The sequence below is a fragment of the Bathymodiolus platifrons methanotrophic gill symbiont genome (assembly GCF_002189065.1).
In the GTDB taxonomy this organism is placed as follows: domain Bacteria; phylum Pseudomonadota; class Gammaproteobacteria; order Methylococcales; family Methylomonadaceae; genus Methyloprofundus.
Map to the genome: position 1 here is coordinate 1 of NZ_BDMN01000033.1, position 24,054 is coordinate 24,054.

Annotated in this window: 23 protein-coding genes; 18 read left to right on the forward strand and 5 right to left on the reverse strand. The window is 41.2% G+C overall.

Annotated features, from left to right (window positions below):
- Positions 1-291: 291 nt before the first annotated feature.
- The 15 genes from aroQ (at position 292) to CDZ78_RS02400 (ending at position 13,726) form a co-directional block, all read left to right on the forward strand.
- Positions 292-738 carry a type II 3-dehydroquinate dehydratase gene (gene aroQ, locus CDZ78_RS02330; protein WP_087868518.1) on the forward strand — a complete coding sequence of 149 codons (447 nt, stop codon included), beginning with the start codon at positions 292-294 and terminating at the stop codon, positions 736-738.
- A 3-nt stretch (positions 739-741) separates the two neighbouring features.
- Positions 742-1,188: an acetyl-CoA carboxylase biotin carboxyl carrier protein gene (gene accB / locus CDZ78_RS02335; protein ID WP_087868519.1), complete on the forward strand. Its 447-nt coding sequence runs from the start codon at positions 742-744 to the stop codon at positions 1,186-1,188.
- Between the two features lie 15 nt (positions 1,189-1,203).
- On the forward strand, positions 1,204-2,547 hold the full coding sequence (gene accC / locus CDZ78_RS02340) for an acetyl-CoA carboxylase biotin carboxylase subunit (RefSeq protein ID WP_087868520.1): 1,344 nt from the start codon (positions 1,204-1,206) through the stop codon (positions 2,545-2,547).
- A gap of 294 nt (positions 2,548-2,841) precedes the next feature.
- Positions 2,842-3,720, forward strand: a complete 879-nt coding sequence (gene prmA / locus CDZ78_RS02345; protein WP_087868521.1) for a 50S ribosomal protein L11 methyltransferase — start codon at positions 2,842-2,844, stop codon at positions 3,718-3,720.
- Entirely contained in the window at positions 3,704-4,177 is a 474-nt protein-coding gene (locus CDZ78_RS02350) for a hypothetical protein (protein WP_087868522.1), read from the forward strand. Before prmA ends, CDZ78_RS02350 begins: the two co-directional genes overlap by 17 nt.
- Before the next feature lie 61 nt (positions 4,178-4,238).
- Positions 4,239-4,409, forward strand: coding sequence for a DUF3426 domain-containing protein (locus CDZ78_RS22845; RefSeq protein WP_507766429.1), 171 nt, complete (start codon positions 4,239-4,241; stop codon positions 4,407-4,409).
- Between the two features lie 339 nt (positions 4,410-4,748).
- Positions 4,749-5,945, forward strand: coding sequence for a class I SAM-dependent rRNA methyltransferase (locus CDZ78_RS02360; protein WP_087868524.1), 1,197 nt, complete (start codon positions 4,749-4,751; stop codon positions 5,943-5,945).
- A 508-nt stretch (positions 5,946-6,453) separates the two neighbouring features.
- Positions 6,454-6,702 carry a hypothetical protein gene (locus CDZ78_RS02365; RefSeq protein ID WP_087868525.1) on the forward strand — a complete coding sequence of 83 codons (249 nt, stop codon included), beginning with the start codon at positions 6,454-6,456 and terminating at the stop codon, positions 6,700-6,702.
- A 182-nt stretch (positions 6,703-6,884) separates the two neighbouring features.
- Positions 6,885-7,052 (forward strand): heavy metal translocating P-type ATPase metal-binding domain-containing protein, encoded by a 168-nt coding sequence (locus CDZ78_RS02370; RefSeq protein WP_087868526.1) that lies wholly within the window; start codon positions 6,885-6,887, stop codon positions 7,050-7,052.
- A 30-nt stretch (positions 7,053-7,082) separates the two neighbouring features.
- A complete protein-coding gene (locus CDZ78_RS22850) occupies positions 7,083-7,424 on the forward strand; it encodes a hypothetical protein (RefSeq protein ID WP_230991145.1) in 342 nt (113 codons plus the stop codon).
- 419 nt (positions 7,425-7,843) lie between these two features.
- The gene (locus CDZ78_RS02380; RefSeq protein WP_087868527.1) at positions 7,844-8,293 is read left to right on the forward strand and encodes a hypothetical protein; all 450 of its coding nucleotides are present in this window, start codon (positions 7,844-7,846) and stop codon (positions 8,291-8,293) included.
- Positions 8,294-8,473: 180 nt separating this feature from the next.
- Positions 8,474-8,962 (forward strand): hypothetical protein, encoded by a 489-nt coding sequence (locus CDZ78_RS02385; RefSeq protein WP_087868528.1) that lies wholly within the window; start codon positions 8,474-8,476, stop codon positions 8,960-8,962.
- Positions 8,963-8,979: 17 nt separating this feature from the next.
- Entirely contained in the window at positions 8,980-11,433 is a 2,454-nt protein-coding gene (locus tag CDZ78_RS02390) for a heavy metal translocating P-type ATPase (RefSeq protein ID WP_087868529.1), read from the forward strand.
- A gap of 1 nt (position 11,434) precedes the next feature.
- Positions 11,435-12,226 carry a sulfite exporter TauE/SafE family protein gene (locus tag CDZ78_RS02395; protein ID WP_230991144.1) on the forward strand — a complete coding sequence of 264 codons (792 nt, stop codon included), beginning with the start codon at positions 11,435-11,437 and terminating at the stop codon, positions 12,224-12,226.
- Positions 12,227-12,595: 369 nt separating this feature from the next.
- Positions 12,596-13,726, forward strand: a complete 1,131-nt coding sequence (locus tag CDZ78_RS02400; RefSeq protein ID WP_087868530.1) for a PQQ-dependent sugar dehydrogenase — start codon at positions 12,596-12,598, stop codon at positions 13,724-13,726.
- 485 nt (positions 13,727-14,211) lie between these two features.
- Here the strand turns inward: CDZ78_RS02400 and CDZ78_RS02410 are convergent, their stop codons facing one another.
- The 5 genes from CDZ78_RS02410 to CDZ78_RS02430 form a co-directional block, all read right to left on the reverse strand.
- The gene (locus CDZ78_RS02410; RefSeq protein ID WP_087868532.1) at positions 14,212-14,793 is read right to left on the reverse strand and encodes a hypothetical protein; all 582 of its coding nucleotides are present in this window, start codon (positions 14,791-14,793) and stop codon (positions 14,212-14,214) included.
- 24 nt (positions 14,794-14,817) lie between these two features.
- Entirely contained in the window at positions 14,818-15,759 is a 942-nt protein-coding gene (miaA, locus tag CDZ78_RS02415; RefSeq protein WP_087868533.1) for a tRNA (adenosine(37)-N6)-dimethylallyltransferase MiaA, read from the reverse strand.
- Between the two features lie 7 nt (positions 15,760-15,766).
- Positions 15,767-17,632: a DNA mismatch repair endonuclease MutL gene (gene mutL, locus CDZ78_RS02420; protein ID WP_087868534.1), complete on the reverse strand. Its 1,866-nt coding sequence runs from the start codon at positions 17,630-17,632 to the stop codon at positions 15,767-15,769.
- 493 nt (positions 17,633-18,125) lie between these two features.
- Entirely contained in the window at positions 18,126-19,250 is a 1,125-nt protein-coding gene (locus CDZ78_RS02425; RefSeq protein WP_244559143.1) for a Fic family protein, read from the reverse strand.
- 224 nt (positions 19,251-19,474) lie between these two features.
- Entirely contained in the window at positions 19,475-20,398 is a 924-nt protein-coding gene (locus CDZ78_RS02430; protein ID WP_087868536.1) for an ABC transporter ATP-binding protein, read from the reverse strand.
- A 307-nt stretch (positions 20,399-20,705) separates the two neighbouring features.
- On the opposite strand from CDZ78_RS02430, the gene CDZ78_RS20995 reads away from it, so the two are divergent.
- From CDZ78_RS20995 to CDZ78_RS02445, 3 genes are all read left to right on the forward strand, one after another.
- Positions 20,706-20,885, forward strand: a complete 180-nt coding sequence (locus CDZ78_RS20995) for a hypothetical protein (RefSeq protein WP_140413846.1) — start codon at positions 20,706-20,708, stop codon at positions 20,883-20,885.
- Positions 20,886-21,282: 397 nt separating this feature from the next.
- Positions 21,283-22,794, forward strand: a complete 1,512-nt coding sequence (gene ppx / locus CDZ78_RS02440) for an exopolyphosphatase (RefSeq protein ID WP_087868538.1) — start codon at positions 21,283-21,285, stop codon at positions 22,792-22,794.
- Positions 22,795-22,799: 5 nt separating this feature from the next.
- Entirely contained in the window at positions 22,800-24,047 is a 1,248-nt protein-coding gene (locus CDZ78_RS02445) for a hypothetical protein (protein WP_087868539.1), read from the forward strand.
- Positions 24,048-24,054: the final 7 nt, after the last annotated feature.

Below are 24,054 nucleotides of genomic sequence, written 5' to 3' on the forward strand. Positions count from 1 at the left end.
CAAAAATTACGTGAATTAATTGAGCCATTGTTAACCCCTTAATTTTTAATTAAATATAGCTACAGCAGTGTTCTTTAGCAGTGAATAGTATACGCAAGCATTCGCGGCGAAATGCTGTTGCTGCACGAGATAAATACTCTGTCCTGAGTTATTCCCTCCATCCTCTAAGTTGTAAAAAAATGCACAGTTGTGTCGCGAACTGTTGCTAAAAAACATATATCTGGACAAAACCATACAAATTAGGCAAAATTAGAGCTCACTTACGTAAAATAATAAAAAATAACGTACAGAATGGCTAAAATTATAATTCTTAACGGTCCTAACCTGAACCTTCTCGGTGTAAGAGAACCTGGACATTATGGCAATAAAACCCTGGCTGATATTCAGATAAGTGCTGAATCTCTTGCCACAAAGACAGGCCATACTTTAAGTTTTTATCAAAATAACGCTGAACATGAAATTGTTGAGCTGATTCACCAGGCTTTTGCCGATCAGGTTGATTTTATTATTATCAACCCCGCTGCATTTACGCATACCAGCGTCGCAATACGCGATGCTCTATTAGCAACAAAAATTCCTTTTATTGAAGTTCACCTATCTAACATTCACGCTCGGGAGCCATTTCGTAAGCACTCCTATTTCTCTGATATAGCAGAGGGGGTTATTTGTGGATTAGGTGCAACTGGATACGAACTGGCCCTACAGGCCGCTCACCAGACACTACTTGAGAGAAAATAAATCGTGGACATTAGAAAAATAAAAAAACTGATCGAAATTATTGAAGAATCAGACATTGCTGAAATTGAGATTACCGAAGGCGAAGAGTCTGTCCGTATTAACCGTTACTCCTCAGCAGTTGCCCCGGCTGCACCGGATTTTGCTCCCGTAGCAGCAGCCCCTGTTGCCATTGCGACCGCTCCAGTTGCAAGCGAGCCTGTCGCTGCTGAACCCACTGGACACGCGGTTAAGTCACCTATGGTTGGTACTTTCTACCGTTCAGCTTCGCCTGGCTCAGCCCCCTTTATCCAAGTGGGTCAATCAGTAAAAGAAGGTGATACTCTTTGCATTATCGAAGCAATGAAAATTCTCAACCAGATTGAGTCAGATAAGAGTGGCGTTATCAAGCAAATTTTAATCGAAGACGCCCAAGCCGTTGAATATGATCAAGCACTATTCATCATAGAATAATAACGAGGAAAAATTATGTTCGATAAACTTGTTATTGCCAATCGTGGTGAAATTGCGCTAAGAATTTTACGCGCCTGCCGTGAATTAGGTATTAAAACCGTCGCTGTTTATTCCAGTGCAGATCGCGATTTAAAGCATGTTCGCCTAGCCGATGAAGCAATCTGTATAGGCCCACCAGCTTCAGCGGATAGCTACCTTAATATTCCTGCCCTTATTAGCGCTGCGGAAGTCACTGATGCAGAAGCGATACACCCGGGGTATGGCTTTTTAGCCGAAAGTGCTGAGTTTTCTGAAAAAGTAAAACAAAGTGGCTTTGTTTTTGTTGGACCAGAAGCAGATACCATTCGCATAATGGGCGATAAAATCGAAGCTAAAAAAGCGATGATCGCATCTGGAATCCCTTGCGTACCAGGTAATGGAGAACCTTTAGGTGATGATAATGCAACTAACCAGAAGTTAGCACACGAAATTGGTTATCCAATTATCATCAAAGCAGCAGGAGGAGGTGGTGGACGAGGTATGCGTACGGTACACACTGAAGGCGCTTTAATTAGCTCAATTGCCTTAACCAAGTCAGAAGCCGGATCTTTTTTTTGTAATCCAACGGTCTATATGGAAAAATTCCTTGAAGACCCACGTCATATTGAAATTCAGGTGCTTTCTGATGCTCACGGTAATGCTGTTCATTTAGGGGAGCGGGATTGCTCCATGCAGCGCCGCCACCAAAAAGTAGTTGAAGAAGCTCCTGCTCCTGGCATTACCGAAGAACAACGTAAATTTATTGGCGAACGCTGCGCACAAGCTTGTGTAGATATGGGCTACTTAGGTGCAGGTACCTTTGAATTCCTATTTGAGAATGATGAATTTTATTTTATTGAAATGAATACTCGCGTACAGGTCGAGCACCCCGTCACTGAAATGGTTACAGGTATCGACATTGTCAAAGAGCAGTTACGTATAGCTGCCGGCGAGCCGCTTTCTTTTACCCAGGATGATATTGTTTTACGCGGTCATGCAATAGAATGTCGCTTAAATGCTGAAGACCCGGTTACCTTTATGCCCTGCCCTGGTACTATTGATATATTCCATATGCCGGGTGGCCCAGGTATTCGTTGTGAAACACATATTTATAATGGCTATAGAGTGCCGCCTTATTATGACTCCATGATTGGTAAGCTAATTGCTCACGGAGATGATAGAGCTAGCGCTATCGCTCGCATGCGTACAGCGTTAAGTGAAATGGTAATCGATGGCATTAAAACCAATATCCCGTTACAACAGGATATTATGGCTGATAGTGCTTTTGCAGCTGGTTGCCAGAATATCCATTATTTAGAAAAGAAATTAGGTATGAATTAATTCTGTAGCAAGTGACCCAAAGTCCGCCCTTATCAATCTCTGTGTAATGGCGGACTAAAGAGACTATGAAAGTATATACTTTTAACCTCCCCCCTTGAGAAGGGGGGATTGAGGCGGGACCGTATAAAAACATATATCAAACTTCCCCAACCCCTCCTTAACTAAGGAGGGGAATTATATTGAATACTTTCACAGCCGCTAAAGCCACGCCCTACCGTTAAAATCAGCCTTTCTTGAATATATATTATTGCTACACTTAGCGGACTAAAGTCTGCTCTACACCAACAACCCATTATGGCCTGGCATCAAATTTCCGTAATAAGCAATTCAGCTATTGCTCCTGATATTTCCGATTTCCTTAGTGGGCTAGGGGCTGTCTCGGTCACATATATGAGTGCTGAGTCCAAGCCTGTCTACGAACCAAAAATAGGCGAAACGAAAATATGGGAACACACAAAAACTATCGCCTTATTTGAACTGGATGCTACTCCTGAAATAATCCAGACTCTTCTTTTGCAGCAGTTTCCTGATAATATCGCACATGACTGGCATGCTGAAATTCTGCAAGACCAAACCTGGGAACGTGCATGGATGGAACATTTTCAGCCTATGCAATTTGGCAAACGGCTATGGGTATACCCTTCGGGCCAGGAGCACTCAAAACCCGGGACTGTTAGTTTAATTCTTGATCCTGGCTTAGCCTTTGGTTCCGGTACCCACCCAACAACAGCCCTCTGTTTAGAATGGCTGGCAGAACATGATGTTGCCGGCAAGACAGTGATAGATTTTGGCTGTGGCTCAGGTATTCTCGCCGTTGCAGCTGTACTCCTAGGCGCTAAAGAAGCACACGCAATTGATATAGATCCGCAAGCCCTGACTGCGACAATTGATAATGCACAGAAAAATGGCGTGGTCTCTAAAATTAAAACCTATCTGCCCGAACAATTTACGCCTTTTGCTGTAGATATAGTACTGGCAAATATTCTAGCTAAACCACTGATTGAATTATCGGATAGCATCAGTGCACTTGTTATTCCTCAAGGCCAATTAGTTTTATCTGGCATATTAAAAGAGCAGGCACCTTCAGTTAGCAATACCTACCAAACCAGGTTCACGATGAGTACACCTGTAGTTCAGGGCGATTGGTGTCGCCTGGATGGCATTAAAAAATAGGCTTATGCTCCATATTCTTTGCCCGAAATGTAATCATTCTTTACAAATCAGCAGCAAACAGCTTAAAAGAAAACGCTACAACGTCACCTGCAGTCAGTGTAAACTGCAATTCAAAGCCGGCACCATAATAAATAAGCAAGCTGTACCGAAAACTCAGGAAACACGCGTACCAGAAGAGAAATTCCCTGAAATTCCAACCCTGATAAAAGTTCGTACTCAGACCAGTAAAAAGCCTGAAGCGCTCAATGCCCCCCCTGTCGAGACATACGCCTGGCAAACAACAAAATCAACTCATCATTCGGCCCGCTGGCTCACTGGAATTATTCTAGGGATTGCTTTATTCGCCTATCAAGTTTATTACTTTAAAGGCTATGCATTAAGCCAATCACCACAAATAAGACCCTGGCTACATATTATTAGTTCAAAATTAAATTACCCCCCTGCCAGTTTTTCGTAACCTGGCTGACTTTACCACCATAGGTAGTTCCTTTAAACGAGTTAATGCCGATAACTACCACGTGCAAATTAGCATCATTAACCATGCAGATTTTGATCAATATTTACCCAATATTTTCATCTCATTGCATAACTTATATGGCGGTACGCTGGCTCAAAGAGTTTTTACCCCCCCAGCAATACCTAGACAAAGAAACGGCTTCCGTACTAATCAAAAGCTCAGCTACACATGATATTGACTTTTTTATTTCCGCCCCTCAGCAGGAAATTGGCGGCTATAGCCTAGAGTTAAAATAAAAACCTAGGCTATACTCTTGCCTGCAACCTCTGCTTCACTTCCATTAAGTTAGTGAAATTTTTCATTAAACAACACAATGTTACCTGATTACCCATGACTCTCAGCCATACCTCGTCACTTTGGCTGAGAGTTGTACGTAATCAGCATCTTAAGCCAGGTTTCTGGCTGCCCACCTTCAAGTAACAAAATACTATATATTCAAAGACTTGTATTTTGTTACTTAGAAGGTAATGTTATAATTTTTTTTAATATCCTTTAAGCACAATAATATCCCATGGCTCACCCAGAATTATTTCTCAAGAAAAACGAAGATAAACGCTTACGCAAAGGCCACCTTTGGGTATTCAGTAATGAAGTTGATACCCAGCGTAGCCCTTTAAATCAATTTGCTCCTGGCGATATGGTCAAAGTAGTCACAAGTGACAACCAGATTCTGGGTGCTGCTTATATAAATCCTGGCACCCTTGTTTGCGCTCGACTATTATCCCGAAAGCCAGGGGCTAAATTAGGCTCTAAAATGTTTACTACTCGTATTGCACGAGCTCTGGCCTTACGCGAACGCTTTTATAACAAACCTTATTACCGACTTATTTTTGGTGAAAGTGACGGCTTGCCCGGCCTGGTTATCGATCGCTTTGGAGATGTATTATCAGTACAAATCACCACAGCCGGAATAGAACGACAGAAAGAACCATTGCTAGAAGTTTTAGTTGACCTGCTACAACCAACAGCTATTTTGCTCAAGAATGATAACCCACAAAGAATACTAGAAGGTCTTTCTACGGAGTCTGTCTGTGCGTATGGAACAATACCTGAACAATTAATTATTGAAGAAAATAACGCGCAGTTCCAGATTGATATAGTAGCAGGCCAAAAAACTGGCTGGTTTTATGATCATCGTAGTAGTCGTGCTCTATTAACTCAGCTCGCTAAAGATAAAACCGTGCTGGATTTATTCTCCTATGCCGGAGCCTGGGGCATTCCCGCCGCATTAAATGGCGCGCAGCAAGTAAGCTGTATTGATTCCTCTGCTGCTGCGATTGCTCTGGCGAAACAAAATGCACAGTTAAATCACGTTAGCGATAATATGCAGTTTGTGCAAAGTGATGTTTTTGAATATTTAAAACAAGCACGCCTGGAAAGAAGGCGCTTTGATATCGTTATTTTAGATCCTCCCGCATTAATCAAGCGCAAAAAAGATTTTAAATCAGGCTATGAAGCCTATCGCCGTCTTAACCATCTAGCTCTGCAAGTCTTAGAAAAAGATGGCATCCTGGTTTCTGCCTCCTGCTCTTACCATTTAAGCAAAGCCAATTTACACGAAATTTTGCGCTCCTCTGCCCGACATATCGATAGAAACCTGACTATTGTCGCAACTGGCGGGCAAGCACCTGACCACCCTATTCATCCCGCAATCTCGGAAACTGAATATTTAAAAACCTATTTCTGCGCTGTTTCTGAAAGCCTATAAGCAAAAAAGGGCGACTCAAGCGAGCCGCCCTTTTTTATTTAGACATTCAAAAGATTAACAAACTCTTTTAGGGTGCGATTTAATGTCACTTCTCCTATCAAGCATAAACTATCTTGATTACGTATATCTCTCAGCCATGACAGAATAAAGTTCGAAATATCAGAACGTTAAAAAAATCGTCATCCCGAAGTTTTTTAGCTGGAATCTGCGCTTAACCTACGAGATTCCAGCTAAAGGAATGCAGGAATGACCTCGTTTAGCTAAGAGTTATGGGTAAACTATTAACTTACAATGCATCGTAACTCAGCAACCCACCCAATGAATGAATTTTTCAGGCAAAAAAAACATTAATTGAACTATGTTAAATAACACATAAGCAATAGTTTAAATACCCTATTATTTCCTTAAATTCTTATTGTTACTTTAACTTATCTTTTATATTCATTACGTTATAAGTTGGCTTACTTTTTGTATAGTTATTTAGAACACCAATTAATCAAGCCAAAATATGAGCGATCAACAATCTATACAACAAGAATCTCAAATTTCAAATGGAGCTATAATGCTCGGCGCTGGTCTAGCCCTTGCCTCATTCATCGTTTTACCCGCTGTTGCAGCACGCTTTGGTTTAGGCTCTAGTCTCACTGGTGCTATGCGCATTGCTCTGATGAAAGCCTCATCTAAAGTATGCAATCACAAGCCAGGTAATGGGCTTTCTAGCAACAAGTCCTGCCCACCCGATGCTGACTGTCAGTAATAGCAAAAAAGCTGCATTATTAATACTTGCTAATTTTCAGCAAAACCCTCCCTAAAAGCTATATTTCTGTTATAGTTTATCAAAAGAGCGCACTCTAGCCTTACTAATTAAGACATCCCCTTTACTTAAGGCTATCTCTCTAGGGCGCGCACCAGGCTAAATCAATCCTTAACAACACACTTATGGCTGACGAAAAAAAATCATGTGATTTATGCGGACTACCAGTAGAAGTCGAAGGCTTTACACTCTTAACAAAAGAAGGTGATAAAGTATTTTGCTGTGAAGGTTGCCAGGGTATCTATCAAATGCTAAATGAAGATAACCTGTTACCTGAAGAAGCCTCTAAATAAATCATATTATCAATTCAACTGGACTCAAGAATGGCTCACAATCACGGTAAAAAAGCTGCTGTTACAACAATGAAGCATGCGCAACATATCGCCAGTCATGGAATGAATAGCCATGAAGTTTCAACTACATTAATCAAAGGTGCTGTTATGTCAGCAGGCGCACAAACAGGAAAAACAATTATGAGTAAAATCACTAAACACCCTCTTCTATTAATAGGTATCGGTATGGTAGCAGGCTACTATGCTCACAAATACAGAAAAGAAATTATTTCTTCTGTCACTTCGGTCGGTGACAAAGGTAAGGATTTTGTATTACAACAAAAAGAAAACCTGGAAGATATTGTTGCAGAGTCAAAAGAAGACCAAGAGTAAATTAAATTTACCTAAGGGAGTTGGAAACACACATCATCTAGGATTGCTGGTCTTTTTGTCCGTCTTCTACGTTGTAGTAACGGTTGCGTAGCCTGCTATGCGCCTTGAATACGAACAAAAATACTGCCCCATAGTGGACGTTTTTTTTATTTCCAGCTCTAACATTAATAACTATTTTTCAGGATGATTCCAGTGGGGTGAATTTTTAATTCACCCTACTGCACACACAAAGTGTAATAAAAGTAATGTCTCGCTTTCGTTTATTATCGTAAATTAAAGCACTTGTCGAAAATATAGCTGAGTGCGCAGGATCTTCTTTACCAGAGAGAACCTTATATATCTGGGGATCTTTGCAACAACAGTAATAAGTTTCTTATTATTTTGCGTAATCACGCCAACATCTATTTTTTACTACTTACATGTCTATACAACAAGAAATTATTTTACGCCATAAATCTTCTGGCCATGTAAGGTTCCAAATTCCGGAACGCTTATGTAGCGATGAAGTCGCTAGCTTCGTTTCTGATGCTATCAATGATTTTGATGGTGTGTATCGCGTTAATTTATTCAGAAACAAACAAAAGCTCGCCATTCGTTTCGTTGAGGAAAACCTCCCCTTCCAGGAGTTAGTCCAGCAACTGCTGACTCTACTCTCTGACCTGGAGAAAAAAGGTTTTTTTAAAGCTAAACCTGATGCAATCAAAACCAGCAGTTTTACAAACAATTTAAAATTATCTAACTGGAAAGGTACGCGCTGGGCTAAAGACAAATACACTGAAACTAAAGAAACAGCACAGGCAATCAGTATTCTGGCTAAATTAGGGCTGAAAAAAAACCCGAAATTCTCGCTAATCCCGAAAAAACCCTGATTACCTTTTTTAACGATGTGTTAGTGCTATTTTTAATTAAAATACACTGGAAATTAATTTCTAAAAAATGGATTCTGGCACCATTAAAATATCGCTATCAATGGCTCACCATTTTTTACCTGATGTTTTTATTTATTCGCTCAAAAACCACTAAAAAATAAAGGCTCTATGTGAATCCTAGTGGGTAGTGCGATAATAATACCAATCAGAAACAAACAAAAGCTCGCCATTCGTTTCGTTGAGGAAAACCTCCCCTTCCAGGAGTTAGTCCAGCAACTGCTGACTCTACTCTCTGACCTGGAGAAAAAAGGTTTTTTTAAAGCTAAACCTGATGCAATCAAAACCAGCAGTTTTACAAACAATTTAAAATTATCTAACTGGAAAGGTACGCGCTGGGCTAAAGACAAATACACTGAAACTAAAGAAACAGCACAGGCAATCAGTATTCTGGCTAAATTAGGGCTGAAAAAAAAACCCGAAATTCTCGCTAATCCCGAAAAAACCCTGATTACCTTTTTTAACGATGTGTTAGTGCTATTTTTAATTAAAATACACTGGAAATTAATTTCTAAAAAATGGATTCTGGCACCATTAAAATATCGCTATCAATGGCTCACCATTTTTTACCTGATGTTTTTATTTATTCGCTCAAAAACCACTAAAAAATAAATAATAGTAAGCTACCTATGACCGAATCATTTCAGCCTACAAATTTTAAGCTAGTTCATGAATTAAAAAACCGTATCCGGATTTTAGTTCCCATCCTGGAAAAGGATCCTGAACGAACTTATATTTTTGAAATCATTTTAAAAAAGCGCCCTGAAATACAATCAATCAAATCTATTCCCGAGATTGGCTCGATAACGCTTTACTTTGATCACAAACGCTTACCAAAAAAGAACTTTTTAACTTTGCTGGACATGGTTCTAGGGAATATCGGCAAGAAAAAGATCAGCCTGCCCAAAAGCGATATCATTGAGGACATAAGCGTCCCATTACAAGAGATCAGTTTAGCAATTGAAGGCATGAGTTGTGCCTCTTGCGCACTATTACTTGAAATGTCGCTAAAACGGGAGCCTCGTGTACACAGTGCAACAGTTAACTTTGCGTCTGCCATAGCCTCAGTCAATGGCCGCTTATCACGCCAGGATATGGCTGGAATTATTAGCAAAGTGGGCTATAAAGCAAACTTAATGGATACGCTATCACAGCGTCAGGAGCTTATAAGAAAGGAGCACTTGCGCCTGGCCAGCGCTAAAAAACGATTTATCTGGGCCAGCGTCTTAAGTGCGCCAGTTGTGGCAATTGGCATGGCAATGCCCTCGGGACGCTTATTTCACTTCATTCAATTTGCACTAACAACACCGGTTGTTTTTGTAGCAGGCGGGACCTTTTTCAGCAAAGCCTGGTTACTTGCAAAAATGGGTAAAGCAAATATGGATAGCTTAATTGCTATCGGTGTTGGTTCTGCATATGGTTATAGTTTGCCTGCCCTATTAAGAGGCAGAGGTCACCTTTATTTTGAAGCCGCAGCCAGCATCATTTCTTTTGTCTTACTTGGCCGCTATATGGAAGAAAGTGCAAAGGGAAAAGCAGGCGAAGCCATTAGGCAACTAGTTGATTTACAACCTCAGACAGCTACTTTGTTAAAAAATGGACAAGAGTTCACTATTAGCATTGATGAAATAGAATTAGATGATACTCTGCTGATTCGTCCTGGTGAAAAAATCCCCACCGATGGTGAAGTACTGTCAGGTATTTCCACCGTTGACGAAGCAATGGTCACAGGAGAAAGTATTCCTGTCATTAAGGAAAATGGCCATAAGGTTATAGGTGGCTGCGTAAATGGCACCGGTTTATTAACCATTAAGGCAACAGCTATCGGCATGGATACAGTTCTTGCTGGCATTATTCATATGGTAGATCACGCGCAAGCGTCTAAGCTACCCGTACAGAAAATGGTTGACCAGATTTCGGCGGTCTTTGTCCCTAGCGTTATGGGTATTTCAGCACTGACTCTTGCCTCCTGGACACTAGCTGGCGCACCCTTTAGCTTTGCCTTTAGTAGTGCCGTCACTGTACTGTTAATTGCCTGCCCTTGCGCGCTCGGCCTGGCAACACCTACTGCTATAATGGTGGGTACCGGCCAATCGGCAAAACGTGGCGTTTTTATCCGCAACGGTGAAAGTCTGGAGACAGCAACTCATTTAACAGCGATTATTTTTGATAAAACGGGAACTATCACCGAAGGCAAGCCGGTAGTTACGGACTTTATCAATATCAGCCAGCTTAGCAACGAAATACTGCTCACTCATATTGCTTCTGCCGAACATAATTCGGAGCATTTCCTGGCTAAAGCCATAGTGAATTATGCACAAGATAATCATGATTTCGCATTAAAACCCGTCAAAGATTTTCAGGTCACTGCGGGGCGGGGCTTACAAACAAAAGTAGGTCATTATCAGGTCTTGATCGGAAATCAGGCCTGGCTGGAAGAACAGAATATTGATATTTCTGAACTATTGCCTCATTGTCACAATCTGGGACTAAAAGGTAAAACACCTGTCTTTACCGCTTTTAATGGTAAAGCGAGCGCAATATTTGGTATCGCTGATCAGCCAAGAGAGTCTGCCAAACAAGCTATCGCTGCATTGAATCAGTTAAATATCGAAACCCTTATGGTCACAGGTGATACCCTTGAAACTGCGCATCACATTGCTGACCTCGTAGGTATTAAAACAGTGATTGCCCACGCAACACCTGAGCAAAAGCTACAGGAAATTCATCGCTTGCAAAACGAGGGCGGTAAAGTAGGTATGATAGGTGACGGCATTAATGACGCACCCGCCCTTGCAGCTGCAGACGTCGGTTTTGCTATTGGCCATGGTACTGATATTGCCATTGAATCTGCTGATTTAACTCTGGTTAATGGCGACATTTCCAAAGTAGCTGAAACAGTTGAGCTCAGCACCTATACCATGAAAATTATCAAACAAAATTTATTCTGGGCCTTTGGCTACAATACTGTTGCCATTCCTATAGCTGCAGTCGGAAAACTAAACCCAATGATAGCTTCTGCTGCCATGGCATTAAGTTCCGTCTCTGTTATCGTCAACTCTTTACGTATCAACGGAAAATAACGTGACCGATTTTTTTGCTAATCTGGATTACACTGTCTATCTGCTCGCCTTAATGACCGGATTTTTTGGCAGTGGACATTGCGCAGGAATGTGCGGTGCGCTGGTAGCGGGTTTCTTTATGAAAACCGAGAAAAAAAGTGTCTGGCCTTATATCGCCTATCACTTTTCCCGTATTACAATGTATTTTACCGTTGGCATTATTGCCGCCTTACTTGGTGTTGCGCTGGTCTCAACAGGCATCTTAGGCCAAATTCAAGGCTTTTTACAGGTTGGTATTGGCTTTTTTGTCATTATCTTAGCACTAGGTATTCTCGGAATTTCTCCCTGGCAGTTTTCCATGAAATACATGCCTACCAAAGTGCTAAATAAAATTTTTATGTCAGCGGCAAGACGTGGATCTGTTCTAGGTGCTAGCATGGGCGGCATGCTAAACGGCCTTATGCCATGCCCATTAACTTTTGCCATGGCAGTTAATGCTACCACCGCACCCAGCCCTGTCGAAGGCGGTTTAATGATGCTTGCCTTAGGTGTCGGAACATTACCCACCATGTTTCTGGTTACCTTTGCTTTTGGTAAATTAGGCACAGGAGCACGTGGCTTAATGTTAAAAGTGGCTGCTGTGTTGATGATTGTTATGGGAGCAAACACCATGTATAACGGAATTAGGTTCCTTGCATCTGACACTGGCTTCAAGGAAATGATGCACCATATGCAATCTATGGAAATGCTGAGTAATGAGCCTGAAAAAGAAGGCAGCATGCAGATGGATCACTCTATCCATAATATGCCTTAGGTGATTATCGGAAAAGAATATGCTAGATTACGCAGAATTTTTGTTCCTCTTCAAGGCGCGATTACAGGCGCATAGTTGTGCTATGTAACTGTAGTCGCAACGCCGAAGAAGGGCAAAAAGACAAGTAAGCTGGTATGTTCTTTGACAGAAATCACCTTAAGACTAGTAGAGCGAACTTGAGTCCGCTACTATTAAAGGTACTGAAGCTTTCTTAAATAGTTTTTATAAAAAAGAGCGGATAGCCCATTCAAGTTTCATGAGATACTGACCAGGAAACAGATAAGAAATAAGCTAGACAAGTTATATTTCTGCGCAATGGGTAAAGGAATGTACACGTTCCTGCCACTAAAATGTTTACAGGATATTATCATGTTCAAAGCAAAACTATTCAATCAATTTCTAGCCATCGGGTGGCTGTTCATTTTATTATTCAGCCAACTACAGGCAAGTGAGAAACAAACACTTCTGGATAACATAAAGCTGCCCAAAGGCTTTGCTATCAGTCTGTTTGCCGATAATGTACCCAATGCCAGAACAATGACTCTGGGCAATAAAGGCACAATCTATGTGGGCACAAGAAGTAAAGGTAATGTTTATGCTTTACAGGATATTAACCAGGATGGCAAAGCAGAGCGCCGTTATATCGTTGCCTCTGGTTTAAATATGCCCAATGGTGTCGCTTATAAAGATGGCACCCTGTATGTCGCCGAACTAAACCGTATTATCCGTTTTGATAACATCGACCAGCAATTGAGTCAGCCGCCTAAACCGACAGTCGTTTATAACAAATTTCCGGCGAAAAAAATGCATGGCTGGAAATATCTGCGCTTTGGCCCCGACAACAAACTTTATACTGCCGTAGGAGCGCCCTGTAATATATGCTTGCCAAAAGAAGAGGTTTTTACCTCATTAGTACGCTTAAACCCCGATGGCAGCGACCTGGAAATATTAGCACGCGGCATTCGTAATACGGTGGGATTTGACTGGCACCCGATGACAAAAAACCTGTATTTTACGGAAAATGGCAGGGACTGGTTAGGCAATGATATTCCCCCGGATGAACTCAATAAATGGACTACAAAAGGGCAGCATTTTGGTTACCCTTTTTGTCATGGCGGTGAACTTCTCGATCCTGAATATGGAATAGACAAGCAATGCAAATCCTATACCTCTCCACAATGGAATTTCAAAGCACATATGGCTCCCTTAGGCATTCGTTTTTATCGTGGTCAGCAATTCCCTAAAAGTTACCATCATCAACTGTTTGTTGCTCAACATGGCTCATGGAACCGGACAATCCCGCATGGTTACCGCATTGCCTTACTCACTTTTAAAGCAGGTGAAGTTGTCTCCGAAAAGGTCTTTGCTGAGGGATGGCTAGGTAAAAATGGTAAAGCGATGGGGCGCCCTGTTGATATCCTTGAATTAGCTGATGGTAGTCTACTGGTCTCGGATGACCTGGCGGGGGTTATCTATAAAATTACTTATACCGGTAACTAACAGCATTCATGCAGCACCTATTTTTTTCGGATTAAAAGAATAAAGTATTTTCGGGATCCTTCATATTCTCCCAATAGTAGTTTACACTTTTCAAATTTTAAGCCACGCCGGAGTGAAATCGCTTTAGCTATTTCTAAAACAGCAACAGCTAAAGCGATTGCACTCCTGAGAAAGTGTAAACTGGAAAATGAAGGCTGCCGTATTTTCATTGTAAATTAGCAATTTAGCAACCACTCTATTGGCTGCTAGACGGGGTATTCACCCGTCCATAACGTTTATCATTACTAACATATTAAACATAAGCCCCATTAATGGACCAGATATTCATCCCATTCGTAACGTTTATTACTCCCTGTTTGACAAAATATACCGATGTGCATCAAACTATAAACGTTTGAAACGGGGTGAATACCCCGTCTCGCAAAGGTCATATCCATGAAAATGTACCTTCAAAATTGTAACTTTTTTGTATTGCAACCCCTGCACTAGCTTTTAAAAAAACTGGCTACATAAGGTTTAAAGACCTTGTAGTGAGATTTAACACTCGCTATAAAACCAGCTTCACCAAAATACTGACGAATGATCTGCCGCATTTTCAGCCTGATTGCCATTATTCGGGTCTTGATATAAACATGGATGGCAGAGTTAAGTAATTTATCAATCATGTCCATAGTCCATTCATAAGCTATCTTCAGCCAGTTGAATGTCATCAATTGAGTTTTAGTTAAATCAAATAACCAAAAGATAAATGCTGCCAGGGGAATTTTTAAAACATAAACAAGAATTCCCGCCGCGAAATAGCCTTCAATAAAGCAAAGACCCGCCATCAACCCCATCACCTCTGCAAGCAGCAAAATAGAAATAAACACCGTCAGCAACAGATAACGATTCATCTGTAAAAATGTCTTTTTTAGAGGCTCTAATACAATGAGGCTTTTAAAATACTGATAAATTGGCTGGGCAAAAATATTCCAGATCAACTCTTCAAATAGTATGTAGCCAATCACCAGAATGCTTTCCAGTGTTTTAGCAACAAATATTTTGGTTTTATTATTATTTGTATTCATATTGAGTATAAAAAAATAATGTAACTATTCACTTATGCGCTGTTGTACCGCCTCTAATACACGCTCGAAAACATGCCCCTCTTCAGTATAAAAAGTAAATGCATCAGTTTCCCTCCGTAGCCAGGTAAATTGACGTTTTGCTAACTGACGGGTTGCGATAATGCCGAGTTCCTGCATTTCTTCGACATTTATTTCACCGTCTAAATAAGACCATACCTGGCGGTAACCTACTGCACGCATTGAGGGCATTTGCACAGTTAAATCACCCCGTCGATACAGAGCCTCTACTTCTTCAACAAAACCCTGTTGTAACATCAACTTAAACCGCTGGGCAATTTTCTCATGTAACACGCCCCGGTCGCGCGGTGCGATAATCAGCTTGATTTTCTGATAGGGTATTTCCTCAGTTTTTGCTTCTTCATGCAATTGGGTCATCGACTTACCACTTAGCGCAAACACCTCTAATGCACGTTGTACCCGCTGCGGGTCATTAGGATGTATGCGAGCCGCAGCAACAGGGTCGATGACTTGTAATTTTGCATGCATGGCTGCTTTGCCAATCAGCTTAGCCTCAACATCTAATTGTTTGCGCAATTCACTATCCGCAGTCGGCAGCTTTGCCAGTCCGTAATACAAAGAATTAAAATACAGCATGGTTCCGCCGACTAATAAAGGCACTTTGCCTCTAGCCGTTATATCACTCATCAATTCTAATGCTCTGCTTCTAAACGCACCAGTAGAAAAGCTTTCTGCCGGATCTAGAATATCTATTAGATGGTGCGCAATACCTGCTCTTTCTTCTAACGTGGGTTTTGCCGTACCTATATCCATCCCTTTATAAACCAATGCCGAATCGACACTGATAATTTCAGCATTAAATTGTTGCGCTAGCTTCACAGATAACGCTGTTTTTCCTGAGGCGGTTGGCCCCATTAGGAAAATCGCGGGTGGGTATTGAATTGTCATAAGGTATTCACTGCCCGCGCAAAAACAGTTTATCCAGCTCTTTTTTACTCAGCTCAACCCAGGTCGGTCTACCATGATTACATTGGCCACTACGCTCGGTTTTTTCCATATCCCTTAGCAATGCATTCATTTCAGGAACAGTTAAAAGACGATTAGCCCTTACCGATCCATGACAGGCAATACTGGCCAGGATTTCATTGCATCGTTCTTCTATTCTTTGACTCATGCCATGTTCGATAATATCAGCCAGGACATCTTTAACTAATAAAGCGATATCTACACCCGCTAATAAAGCAGGAACAGCTCTGACAATAATCGTCTCTTCCCCCATGCGATTGAGTTCTAAACCCAGGCTCATAAAAAATGCCTGCTGATCATCAGCTAAATCTGCTTCATTACTACTGACTTGTATTTGCACGGGCAGCAATAAAGGTTGAGTCGGCACAGAACCTTGATGGTACTGGCTTTTAAATTGCTCATAAGTAACACGTTCATGTGCGGCATGAGCATCGACCAGAATAATACCGTTTTGTGTTTCCGATAAAATATACACACCATGTAAATGTGCCACCGCATAACCTAAAGCGGGGACGGAATCTGTTTCCGTTTTAGTTAAACCAGAAATATGTGGTTCTTGAACTTGTATATCCGGTACATTGCTAGGAGTCACTAGCTTGCTATACGCATCAATCTGCGCTTCTACATTTAAAGGTAATGACGATTGGCGTGGCGCTGTACTCGACTGATAGTTCTGCCGTATTGCCGGAGTGGACTTAATATCACTTGCAGTCAAGGGTTGAAAATCAACTATCTGTCTTTCTTGGTCGCTAGTTACCGCTGTTTCGGGTTCAGCCTCTATCTCTTGCGCTTTAGGGCGTACGTCAGCTAAAGATCTATGTAAGGCTTTATATAAGAAATCATGTACAGTACGTCCCTCACGAAAACGCACTTCTAATTTTTGTGGATGTGCATTCACATCCACTAAACCTGGATCTAGCACTAGATATAAAACATACACCGGGTGCCGCCCATGAAACAGCACATCTTGATACGCCTGCTTAATCGCATGAGTCACCAGCCGGTCTTTAATCAATCGACCATTAACATAAAAATACTGCATATCTTGCTGACTACGAGAAAAAGTCGGCAAGCCTACCCAGCCATATAAGTGCATTCCGGAAGCATTAAAATCAATCGCCACCGAATTTTCTAAAAAGCTTGAGCCAAAAATATGCGCAACCCGCTGTTCCTGGTCAGTCTGAGTCTCTGCTATTTTAAAATTAAATACTTCACGCTGGTTATGCTTTAACTCAAATGCAATATCAAACCGGCTTAATGCCATGCGTTTAAAAAGTGTATCTATATGGGCAAATTCTGTTTTATCAGTTTTTAAAAACTTACGCCGTGCTGGCGTGTTATAAAACAAATCACAGACTTCAATGGTCGTTCCTAATGGATGTGGATCTGGTTGAGGATCCAGTTCCTGTTCAGAACCATCTGCCTGTACCCGCCAGGCACACTCAGCATCCTTTACCCGCGAAATAAGACTTAAGCGTGACACCGAGCTAACACTCGGTAAAGCCTCACCCCGAAAACCCATCGTTGCAACCTGTTCCAGATCATGTAATGACTGGATTTTACTGGTTGCATGCCGCGATAAAGCCAACGGCAGGTCCTCTTTTTCTATACCACAGCCGTTATCCCTGATTTTAATCAGCCGCGCCCCGCCCTGTTCAATTTCAACAGTAATCTGGCTGGCTCCTGCATCAAAACAGTTTTCTACTAATTCTTTAACCACTGATGCTGGTCGCTCAACCACTTCACCGGCTGCAATCTGATTAACTAATTGGGGGGGTAATGCATGAATACGCATAAATTCCTACTCATTCTTCGTGATATAAAATATATACTTCGCACGGTTACGGTTGCAGAAAATATATCGAGTTGTTTTTTGTTGATAGCAAGGCACTGAAACAGGTACATAGCTAGATTCAATAATCTTTGTGGATAATTTCGACTACCCACTTAATAGGAAATATTGCGGTAGGGTGCGCATCGCGTACCTTTCAGAGCTGCTATAGTTTCTCTGAAATTTTCAAGCTTGTTCCGCGTTGAATTAGTCGTCTAATTTTGGATGATTTAATTTTTCCATTTCCCTAAACAAGACTATCACATAAGCGCCATAGCGATTACATGCAAAATATATACATTATTAGGTGCTAACTGCCTAAAGGTAATTGCTGTTTTCTGGTTTTTAACATTGTAAAAAAACCTTTTAATGCTGATCGTTGGTTACACCATCTTCAGTTTGCTCTAAGGCACCTAGGAACAAAAATCCTGCCCAAAAAGTGGACGCTTATTTATTTTCAGGTGCCTAATGTGAAATCAGTAAATAATTTTGGAAATAATATTCTTGATGAGTCTAAATCGAACCGAAGAGAAACAGGGCCTTTAGGTGTATCTGAGCTTAAAATGCCATCATCCGTTAGTTTTGATAATATTGTTCTAGCACTTCTCTCTTTATGCCCTGTCATCCTTACCGCATCCCCTCTAGGGATTTCACCGTTACTAAGCACAGCCTCTAAAATATACATTGATTCTGGTTTAAGTTCTTTTAATTTGACATAGCTCTCTAAGCGTTTTTTTAAATGTGGGCGCTCAAATAAGCTAGTCATAAAATCAACCTGATCAATACTTAATTTTAAAAACCAGTTAGTAAAATCCACCAATGCTCGTAGAGATAAACTACCTCTACCATCTTGCCTTTTCATATCAGCTAAACTCATCATTCTTTTATATTCATCAGGCGTTTCCAGTCCTCTGGCAAGCCCTCTGGATATAGACCACAATCCTGAAGCTCCTATTCCAGCCTGTAATCCCATTGCATGGCTCATTAATCTACAAACCCTGCCATTCCCGTCTAAAAAAGGATGAATATAAGCAAGTCTATGGCGTGCTGAAGCACTCGCCATAATTTGACGACTCTTTCCAGTCGCCTGATTATAACGATTTTCAAAATAACGCATAAAAGCTTCAACATGCTGGCCGCTAGGCGGCTGATGCCGACCAACAACATTATGCTCAGCAGTTGACCTAAATATACCCGGCTCCATTAAAATACTTCTATTGTTATTCTTAATGGCTAACATGCTATCCGTTGCATCATTATAAAATTCTTTGTGCAGCCATAAAATAAATTCAATAGAAGTTGGATCTCCAAGGTCTCCACTTAAATGCATCTGATCTATCTTACGTTGAACTCTAATATGATCCAAAGCTTCAATTTGTAGATTTCTTTTTTTTTCATCATCTTCAAAATCACTATTAAGGGCCCTTTCTATGTCCTGAAGCTTTGTATTGTGTCCTTCAATAAGGTTTGAGTAATAGCAATTCATCATTCTGACAATTGATGATAAACTTTCAGCCGTTTTAGGATTTAACCAAGCGGTTAAATTTGATGATTTCCCGACAAGATCAACCGCTAAATCCAAAGTTATTGTTGGAACATTTTCACCAAATAGGCAAGGCTCAATTCGTGACGTTGACTCCTGATTTAACATACCGATTAATCCCTCATACAAAGCATTGATATATAAAACATATTATAGCTAATTCACCTATTTTTGCCGATCATTTTACCGATAAGATAATACAATATAACTAATTGATTTATAATTGATCTTCATGGTTTTTTATGAGATTTTTGCCGATATAATTAGCTAACTTTTTTATCCGCATTAATCAAATCCAGAAATAATTGCTCCAGGCGGTTGGACCCATTCTTTAAACTAACCACTTCAATCTGTTGCTCTGACAAGCCTTGAAATAACTGGTTCAATCCTAAGGATTTAGGCACAGAAACGCTGATTTGCATTGCATTCAGCAGCTCAATTTTGTAACCAGGAATAGCAGCTATTTTGTGTAGCGGTGATTTTACATCACAGATAAAATGCTCTTCGTTTAATCGTGCCAGCAAGCTTTGCATATCAGTATCTTCCACAATTGCACCCTGGTTAATAATGGCAATATTGCGACATAAACTCTCTGCTTCTTCCAGATAGTGCGTGGTTAAAATAATGGTCGTACCTTGCTCGTTAACCTGCTTCATGGTTTCCCACATCGAACGCCGAATTTCTATATCTACCCCGGCAGTCGGCTCATCCAGAATCAATAACTTCGGCTGATGCACCATAGCACGCGCAATCATCACGCGGCGTTTCATGCCTCCTGATAACCGTCTGGACACGGTATCACGCTGATCCCACAAATGCATTAGCTTAAGGCATCGCTCGGTTTGCTGTAAAGCTTGTTTTCTCGGCATGCCATAATAGCCTGCCTGATTCATAACGATATTTCGTGCAGTCTCAAATTGATTAAAATTAACTTCCTGAGGCACTAAACCAATATAACTTTTTGCCAACTGCTTATTACGTTTTAAATCCACATCAAAAATTCGCACATCGCCACTACTGGAGTTAACTAAAGAGCTAATAATGCCGATAGTGGTCGATTTTCCAGCACCATTGGGGCCTAAAAGCGCAAAAAAGTCCCCCTCCTCTACATCCAGATCAATTCCCTTTAAAGCAACTAAGCCATCAGCATAGACTTTCTTCAAATTTCGAATAGATAACGCTTTCATTAATATTATTTAACCTTACAAAAAAAAGACTAATAGGGAGCGAGGATTTAATAATACCCGAAAGTATGACGCAGGATTTTGGCTGCACAGCTGCGCAAGGAAAACAGGCGCATAGCAGGCTACGCAACTATTTTTCTAGTGCGGCCGTGTGGTCAAAAGACAAGTCAGACTCGGAGATTTAGGCGCGCCATGCTACCTCACGAAATTCCGGGACTCCTGTCGCCGTAATTCGTTCACCTACGCAGCGAATAGGAGATGCTCCAGCCGCCCTGCGTCCGCCACAGACTGAGCACAAAGCAGCTCAGTCATGGCTACCTCAAATGGCTCTACGGCTATTCGGGATAAAATTTTAGCCTCCCTCGCGCGCTATCGCGCACTTCGGATTGGCAAATTTCCCTGCGCCTTCTGGAGACTATCATCCCGTCGGGTGAGCTTAAAACTGCGGAGATTTGTTAAACTGAAGTTTCCCAATAATTATTTATGGTAAAATTGAAACTATGCTACAACTATATGAAAAAATAAGGAGCGAGGATTTAATAATACCCGAAAGTATGACGCAGGATTTTGGCTGCACAGCTGCGCAAGGAAAACAGGCGCATAGCAGGCTACGCAACTATTTTTCTAGTGCGGCCGTGTGGTCAAAAGACAAGTCAGACTCGGAGATTGTTGAATTCTCGCTCCTAAGCATATACTTCGCATGCCCGCGCGAAGTATAACAAAACCTTCAGGCTTGGAGATCAATCTCTAGGGATTTAAAATCACTTAATTTAGAATTAAGTCTTATTTTAATCTCATTCAACGCTTAACGTAAGCCATTAAATGCGTTACATTATGCATAAAAAATAAGACAAATTTTAGCAGATAATCTATTCCCCTATAAACAAATGACTCAGACTACTGACCAGGAACAAGCTCCCGAACTCGTCGCCGCAGTTGATTTAGGCTCAAATAGTTTTCATATGATTGTTTGTAGTATCAATAACGGGCAATTAAAAACCATTGATCGACTAAAAGAAATGGTCAGGCTCGCATCCGGTTTAAACGAAAAGAAAACTCTGGATGAAGTGACTCAACAACGGGCTTTAGCCTGTTTGGAACGGTTTGGCCAACGCATACGAAACTTCCCCGAAAGCAATGTACGTATTGTCGGCACCAATACCTTGCGTACCGCTAAAAATTCCAGTCAATTTTTACAAAAAGCTGAACAGGCCATCGGTTATCCGATTCATATAATCTCGGGAATAGAAGAGGCCCGACTTATTTATCAAGGTGTTGCCCATAGCCTGCAAAGTAATGCTAATCGTCGCCTGGTTATGGACATAGGTGGCGGTAGTACTGAATATATTATCGGCACCAATTCTGATCCATCCCAAAAAGAAAGTCTGCGTATGGGCTGTGTGACCGTTAGTAACCGTTTTTTTACCGATGGCGCAATTAGTACACAACGTTTCCGCAAAGCGGAAATTTACGTCAAGCAGCAGCTCAATACTTACAAAAACCTGTTTGCCCATCAACAATGGGATGAAGCTATAGGGGCATCAGGAAGTATACGTGCCATACGCAAAGTACTACTTGCTACTGGATGGAGTCAAGGGGGGATTACCCTAGAAGGTTTGGAAAAACTTAAAAAGCATGCCCTAAGCTGTAAAAATGTCATAGAGCTAGACTTACCAGACCTAGACCCGGAAAGGCTACCTGTATTTATGGGCGGATTGGCAATACTGTACGCAACCTTCAAGACACTTGATATAGAAAAAATGAGTGTTTCTGATGGCGCATTACGCGAAGGACTGATTTATGATTACCTGGGACGCATGTTTAATCATGATGTGCGCTCAGATACCGCACAACTACTTGCAGAACATTACCATACAGATACCCATCAAACTGAGCGCATCAAAGCTACTATTGACGCTATCTTCAAACAGGTAAGCCCATTCCTAGGGGCACAGCCTAAGGTCATGCACCAATACTTAAACTGGGCGGCAGATTTACATGAAATAGGACGTAATATCGCGCATAGTCAATACCATAAACATGGTGCCTATATTCTGAAATATGGTGATTTAGCCGGTTTTTCACAACAAGACCAAAACCTTCTTTCCACCCTCGTTCTGGCGCATCGGCGTAAGATTCCTGTAAAGAAAATTAAAGAGCTTCCCGCGCCCTGGAATAATATAGCTGTCTATATGGTTATAATTCTCAGACTTGCGGTATTACTGCAAAGAAACCGAAGTAATTCGGCCACTCCTGAATTCGATATTTCAATACAAAAAAAGACTATCCATATCCAGTTTCCTGAAAACTGGCTGGAAAATGCTCCCTTAACTCAAGCTGATTTAAAACAGGAAGAAGAATACCTTGAAAAAGCCGACTTTAGCTTACAAGTTAGCTAAACCAAGTGCTTACTTTACTGCGCGTAATCTTATATGGCATAGGCATACCCACTGTTATCCTCGCCATTTTTATTGCGCTCAGTACTAGTAACAAAGAGCTCGCACTACCTCACTGGGAGCTAACCAGTACTGATATTCAACGCGCCAAAAAAATATTACATGCAAATCAGCATGCCTCGGGCAATATTGTTAGTCTGGACCTTTCAGAGCGCGACCTTAATATTGCCTGCGCCTACTTACTCAATATCTACACCGATAGCCAGTCGCAAATACAATTACAGCACGACAATATTTCATTTACGCTACGCTTTTCCCTGCCAGACAATATTTTCGGTCGCTATCTCGACATTCAATTTCAGTTACGCACACCAAATTATCAGCCACCCGAAATAATAAACCTGCAGATAGGGAAAATCACCATCCCTGATATTTACGCAGGCTTCTTAATTGACACCGCCATTAAGTACACACGCCTAAACCAGTACTTACAATTAATCAGAAAAAACTTAAAAGTCTTTAGCATACAAGCTCAGCAACTGCATATTGAATACCACGCCCCCGTTTCTACCAGTAACAGCCTACAGCAATTACTAACACCGAAAATTGATAACCGGGCACTAACTCAATACCAGGAAAAACTGGATAAAGCATTACGTGAACATGACCCAGACTGGCGCTTATCGCTTAGCAATGTACTACAACCCTTGTTTGAACTTGCCCAGCAACGCTCGACAGCAGAAAATGCAATCGCCGAGAATCGTCTAGCTATTTTCATAGCCAACCGCTATGTTAATTATTACCCGGGTTCAACAGCCCATAGACAAAATAACAAATCAGTGCCAAAGTACTCAGTATTTTTATATAAACGTATTGATATGGCACAACACTTTATGTGGTCAGCCACATTCTCGGCATTGGGGAATAGTCATTTAGCGAATATACTAGGCATAGAAAAAGAATTGAAAGATGCGCGAAAAGGCAGTGGCTTTAGCTTTATCGATCTCGGAGCAGACAGAGCAGGCATGAACTTTGGTAAACAGGCCACCGCCAGCCCTGAACAAGCAATGAAGATACAAGAAAAAATGGCCAGGGTAGAACATTACCGAGCGTTTATGCCGGACATAAGAGACCTGCCAGAAGGCCTTAGTTCCCAGGCATTTACTGAACAATACCAATCTATCTATAGCTCCAGATATCAAAGTATTTTAGAAGAGTTAGATCGACGTATAGCCGACTGTGAAATATATCGTTAAAAAAGCA

Excerpts from the sequence above, each read along its gene's own strand:
- aroQ (WP_087868518.1), top strand. The coding sequence starts at position 292 with ATGGCTAAAATTATAATTCTTAACGGTCCTAACCTGAACCTTCTCGGT.
- accC (WP_087868520.1), top strand. The coding sequence starts at position 1,204 with ATGTTCGATAAACTTGTTATTGCCAATCGTGGTGAAATTGCGCTAAGA.
- prmA (WP_087868521.1), top strand. The coding sequence starts at position 2,842 with ATGGCCTGGCATCAAATTTCCGTAATAAGCAATTCAGCTATTGCTCCT.
- CDZ78_RS02350 (WP_087868522.1), top strand. The coding sequence starts at position 3,704 with ATGGCATTAAAAAATAGGCTTATGCTCCATATTCTTTGCCCGAAATGT.
- CDZ78_RS02360 (WP_087868524.1), top strand. The coding sequence starts at position 4,749 with ATGGCTCACCCAGAATTATTTCTCAAGAAAAACGAAGATAAACGCTTA.
- CDZ78_RS02365 (WP_087868525.1), top strand. The coding sequence starts at position 6,454 with ATGAGCGATCAACAATCTATACAACAAGAATCTCAAATTTCAAATGGA.
- CDZ78_RS02370 (WP_087868526.1), top strand. The coding sequence starts at position 6,885 with ATGGCTGACGAAAAAAAATCATGTGATTTATGCGGACTACCAGTAGAA.
- CDZ78_RS22850 (WP_230991145.1), top strand. The coding sequence starts at position 7,083 with ATGGCTCACAATCACGGTAAAAAAGCTGCTGTTACAACAATGAAGCAT.
- CDZ78_RS02380 (WP_087868527.1), top strand. The coding sequence starts at position 7,844 with ATGTCTATACAACAAGAAATTATTTTACGCCATAAATCTTCTGGCCAT.
- CDZ78_RS02390 (WP_087868529.1), top strand. The coding sequence starts at position 8,980 with ATGACCGAATCATTTCAGCCTACAAATTTTAAGCTAGTTCATGAATTA.
- CDZ78_RS02400 (WP_087868530.1), top strand. The coding sequence starts at position 12,596 with ATGTTCAAAGCAAAACTATTCAATCAATTTCTAGCCATCGGGTGGCTG.
- CDZ78_RS02410 (WP_087868532.1), bottom strand. The coding sequence starts at position 14,793 with ATGAATACAAATAATAATAAAACCAAAATATTTGTTGCTAAAACACTG.
- miaA (WP_087868533.1), bottom strand. The coding sequence starts at position 15,759 with ATGACAATTCAATACCCACCCGCGATTTTCCTAATGGGGCCAACCGCC.
- mutL (WP_087868534.1), bottom strand. The coding sequence starts at position 17,632 with ATGCGTATTCATGCATTACCCCCCCAATTAGTTAATCAGATTGCAGCC.
- CDZ78_RS02430 (WP_087868536.1), bottom strand. The coding sequence starts at position 20,398 with ATGAAAGCGTTATCTATTCGAAATTTGAAGAAAGTCTATGCTGATGGC.
- CDZ78_RS20995 (WP_140413846.1), top strand. The coding sequence starts at position 20,706 with ATGGCTACCTCAAATGGCTCTACGGCTATTCGGGATAAAATTTTAGCC.
- ppx (WP_087868538.1), top strand. The coding sequence starts at position 21,283 with ATGACTCAGACTACTGACCAGGAACAAGCTCCCGAACTCGTCGCCGCA.